A 5,201-nucleotide genomic window follows, 5' to 3' on the forward strand; every position below is an offset into this window, starting at 1 on the left:
TCCGGGTTGTCGCCGTGCTGCTGGCCAAGGTCGAGGCGGTCCAGATCAATTCGCGCAACGCCTTGAGGCACATCCAGATCACCATGGGTCAGAATCTGGCGAGCGCCGCTGTCCTGCACCATGAATGCCTGACGTTCCTGGGGTGCATTGACGTCCAGCGGCACATACACCGCTGCGCACTTGCTGACGGCCAGTTGCGCCACCAGCAGGTCCAGCGAACGAGGCAGCAGAATGGCTACGGCATCGCCAGCAATCACACCCTGGCTGATCAGATGATGAGCCAGTCGATTGGCCTGGCTGTTGAGTTCGGCATAAGTCAGCGACTGCTCGCCATGAACAACGGCCAGCGCTTCAGGACGCTCGGTGACCTGTTGTTCAAACAGGACATGAACGGCGCTGTCACGAGGATAGTCTGTGCCGCTGTCGTTGAAGCGGTGCAGCAATTGCTCCCGCTCATCTTCCGGCAGTACCGACACACTGCTGAACGCAGCGTGTGAAGACTGCTCCAGCGCCTCTACCAGACGGGACAGTGCAGTGCTCATATAAGCCACTACCCGCGCAGCCCCGACACCCTCCTGCATCAGCACGGTCAGTTCAAAGCCTTCGCCCTGATCATCCACAGACAGAGTCAGTGGGTAGTTGGTGCGTTCTTCACCTTGCAGGGCTTCGATGCCTTCCCAGGCTGGCGACAGGCTGTGCTCACCCGGCGCAGCGCTGTAGCGGTAGTTGAGCAAGGCGCTGAACAGTGGCGTCGAAGCCGGCACACCACTGCAACGCTGAGCCAGCGACAAAGGCGCATGTTCATGGGCCAGCAAGGCGCTCAGGCGGGCATGGGTTTCACGAATGACTGTTTGAGCCTTGTGAGCACCCGGTTGCAAGCGCAACGGCAAGGTATTGATGAACATCCCCAGGGCACGGTCGGCCCCCTCACCGCCACTCAGGCGGCCCATCAGTACGGTGCCGAACACCACATCATCGCGACCGCTGGCTGCACTGAGCACCTGCGCCCAGGCCAGGTGATGCAGAGACGCCACGCTGACCCCGAGCTGCCGGGCCTGTGCCCGCAGTCGCAGGCTCAGGTCACGGTCCAGCGCTTCACGATGCTCCTCGACGGCATAACCATCACCCTGCACTTCATGCAGACCGAACGGCAAGGTCGGTTCGTCCAGATCCCCCAGCATGTCACGGAAGAAGACTTCCTGCGCTTCGCGATCGGTGCCCAGACGGGCCTGAGCCACGTAATTGCGATACGGCACCGGCTCGTTCAGAGGCTGCGTATCGCCCAGCAGCCACGACTCCATCTCGTGGCTGACCACTTCCAGTGCGGTGTGGTCCATGACCAGGTGATGGAACAGCAGGAAAGCGACCCAGCGCTGATTGGCCGGATCATGGGCATAGGCAATCCGCATCAACGGGGCCTGACGAATGTCCATGCGGTGCTGACGGGTATCGAAGCGTTGCTGCAACTGGCTGACGACATCCAGGGCAATATCCACCTCGACCTCTTCAACGCCCAGTTGCACCTCACGCCAGACCACTTGGAGCGGCTCGTCCAGACCTTCCCAGTACAGCGAAGTGCGCAGGATATCGTGGCGTTCAATGACAGATTGCAAAGCGCCGGTGAAGGCATGCAGTCGCTCTTGATTGGCAAAACCGAATACCGCTTGCAACACATAGGGATCGCCCTGCTCGGCAGACAGGTGGTGATAGAGAATCCCTTCCTGCAACGGCGCCAACGGGTAGATATCCTGGATATTGGCTGCGCCGCCCGGAATGGAGGCAATGACCTGCTCAAGCTGTTCTTCGCTGATGGATACCAGCGGCAGCATGTCAGGGGTGATACGGGTGCAGCCCGGCTCGATCAGGTTGGCCGGAACACGGACTTCCGTGCCATTGCCCACCGCAGCAGCCAGTGCCATCAGTGTCGGCTGACTGAACAGCACGCGCACATCGGCGCTCAGGCCTTGCTGACGCATTTTCTCGATCAGCTTGACGGCCAGCAGCGAGTGGCCGCCCAGCTCAAAGAAGTGATCGTGACGGCCTACGCGCTCGACCTGCAGCACTTCCGCCCAGATATGCGCCAGGGTGGTTTCGGTTTTACCTTGTGGCGCTTCGTAGCCACGACTGATCAGGGCTTGCAGATCCGGCGCTGGCAGGGCCTTACGGTCCAGTTTGCCGTTCGGCGTCAGTGGAAGTTTGTCCAGATGCACATAGGCCGCAGGGACCATATATTCCGGCAGTTGACCTTGCAGATGCGCTTTAAGAGTTTCCAGCTCGACCTCAGCACCCGTCGAGGTGAAATACGCCACCAAGCGTTTATCGCCCGGCACGTCTTCACGGGCCATGACCACCGCTTCTTTCACGCTTTCATGGCGGGCCAGCTTGGTTTCGATCTCACCCAGTTCGATACGGAAACCGCGGATCTTCACCTGATCGTCGTTACGGCCCAGGTATTCGATATTACCGTCCGCCAACCAGCGACCCAGGTCACCGGTGCGGTACATACGGGCTCCGACATTGAACGGGTCTTCAAGGAAGCGCTCGGCGGTCAGGTCATCGCGATTCAGGTAACCGCGTGCCACGCCCGCGCCACCGATATAGATTTCGCCCGGAACGCCAAACGGTACAGGCTGACGATGCTCATCCAGCAGGTAGAACTGGGTATTGGCCACCGGCTTGCCGATATGGGCGGCAAAACCGTCTTCACGATCCATCGAAACCCAGCTGGAATAGGTGGTGGTTTCCGAAGGACCATAGAGGTTGCAGAGTCGTTTGACGTTTGTTTGCTCAAACAGGCTTTCCACCAGTGAGCCTTTCAGCGCTTCACCCGCCACGTTGACGGTATGCACGCCCTGCCCCAGACCACGGGATTCCAGCAGTGCTTTCAAGGCTGAAGGCACGGTGTTGATCAGTGTCACATCATGCTGACCTTCTTGCAGAGCCAGCACATTCTTGACCACTTCGATACGGCCGCCCGAGATCAGCGGCGCAAAGCACTCATAGACCGCCAGGTCGAAGTTCAACGAGGTGGAAAACAGGGTTTTCGCCAGCACTTCAGGCTCAAACGCCTGCTGCGCCCAGGTCAGGAAGTTGACCGTATTGCGATGCTCGATCATCACGCCTTTAGGTAAACCGGTCGAACCCGAGGTGTAAATCACATACGCCAGATGAGCAGGCGTCAGACCTTCAATCAGCGGATTGGAGACGGATTTGTCCTGCCAGTCGGGCTGATCGAGATTGATAACCGGCACACCCGCAGCCGACACCAGCTCCAGAGTGGCCGATTGCGCCAGCACCGCTGCCGGGGCACTGTCTTCCAGCATGTAGGCAATACGCTCCGCCGGATACGCCGGGTCCAGCGGCACATAACCGCCGCCCGCCTTCAGAATGGCCAGCAAGCCAACCACCATATCGGTCCCACGCTCGACACAGATGGCCACGCGAGCATCCGGCACCACACCCTGACTGCGCAGATGATGCGCCAGACGGTTGGCCCGCTGATTCAGCTCGGCATAACTCAAACGCTCGTCGCCAGACACCAGCGCCACTGCATCCGGCGTGCGCTCGACCTGAGCCTCGAACAAACCATGAACGGTCTGCTCAAGCGGATAATCGGCAACGGTATCGTTATAGCCATGCAGCAATTGCGTGAGTTCTTCGCCAGGCAACACGCTGATGTCATGAAGCGGAGCAGCAGGTGTGTTTTCCAGCGCCGCTACCAATCCGGCCAAGGCGGCACTCATGTAAGCCGCCACACGCGCAGCCCCGATACCTTCCTGCACCAGCACGGTCAGTTCGAAACCTTCGCCCTGATCATTCACCGATAGAGTGAGCGGATAGTTCGTACGCTCGCTACCTTTCAGGGGTTCAATACCTTCCCACGCAGGCGAAGGACTGTGCTCATCCGGCGCGGCGCTGTAGCGATAGTTGAGCAAGGCGCTGAACAGTGGCGTCGAGGCTGGCACTGCGCTGCAGCGTTGAGCCAGGGCCAACGGCGCATGTTCGTGAGCCAGCAAGGCGCTCAGGCGGGCATGGGTTTCACGAACGCCGGTGCGCGCTTCAAGGGCATTGAGTTGCAGGCGCAGCGGCAAGGTGTTGATGAACATGCCCAAGGCACGGTCGGCCCCTTCGCCACCACTGAGGCGGCCCATCAAGACGGTGCCGAACACCACGTCATCGCGACCGCTGGCTGCGCTGAGCACCTGCGCCCAGGCCAGGTGATGCAGAGACGCCACGCTGACCCCGAGCTGGCGGGCCTGCGCTCGCAGGCGCAGGCTCAGGTCACGGTCCAGCGCCAGGTGATGCTCTTCGACGCTGTAACCGTCGCCCTGAACTTCATGCAGACCGAACGGCAGAGTCGGCTCGTCGAGATCGCCCAGCACGCTCCGGAAGAACGCTTCATGGGCTGCCTGATCGACGCCCAGGCGAGACTGAGCCACATAGTTGCGATATGGCACCGATTCATTGAGGTGCTGTGTGGTATTCAGCAGACAGGCTTCCATCTCCTGGGTCACAACGGCCAATGCGGTGTTGTCCAGGATCAGGTGATGAGAAAGTAACAGCCCGACCCAACGCTGATTGACCGGGTCATGGGCATAGACAATCCGCAGCAGCGGAGCCTGACGGATATCCATCCGGTATTGGCGGGCATCGAAACGCGCCTCCAGTTGCGCACCGATATCGCCCTGCTTCGGGTCCAGTTCAAGAGCTTCGACTTCCAGGCGGGCCTGATGCCAGACCACCTGCACCGGTTCATCCAGTCCTTCCCAGAAGAACGACGTGCGCAGGATGTCGTGACGCTCGATAACGCTTTGCAGCGCGTCAGAGAACGCATTCAGTCGCTCCTCGCTGGCAAAGCCGAAAAGCGTCTGCACGGCATAGGGATCATCATCCTCGGTAACCAGGTAGTGATACAGAATCCCTTCCTGCAACGGGGCCAGCGGGTAGATATCCTGGATATTGACTGCACCGCCGGGGATGGAAGCGATGACCTGTTCAAGTTGCTCTTCGCTGATGGTTGCCAGTGGCAGCATGTCAGGCGTGATATGCGTGCAGCCCGATTCGATCAGATTGGCCGGGACACGGATTTCCGTACCACTGCCTACCGCAGCCGCCAGAGCCATCAGTGTCGGCTGACTGAACAGCACGCGCACATCGGCACTCAGGCCTTGCTGACGCATCTTCTCGATCAGCTTGACGGC

At 60.0% G+C, this 5,201-nt stretch carries 1 protein-coding gene; it reads right to left on the minus strand.

Annotation, left to right across the window (positions count from 1 at the left end; translation table 11 throughout):
- Positions 1 to 5,201, minus strand: a 5,201-nt coding sequence (locus tag K5D32_RS25520; RefSeq protein ID WP_221602290.1) for a non-ribosomal peptide synthetase, incomplete at both ends; no start/stop codon positions are given.

Origin of the sequence: Pseudomonas cichorii, from assembly GCF_019719005.1 — a bacterium.
GTDB lineage: Bacteria > Pseudomonadota > Gammaproteobacteria > Pseudomonadales > Pseudomonadaceae > Aquipseudomonas > Aquipseudomonas cichorii_E.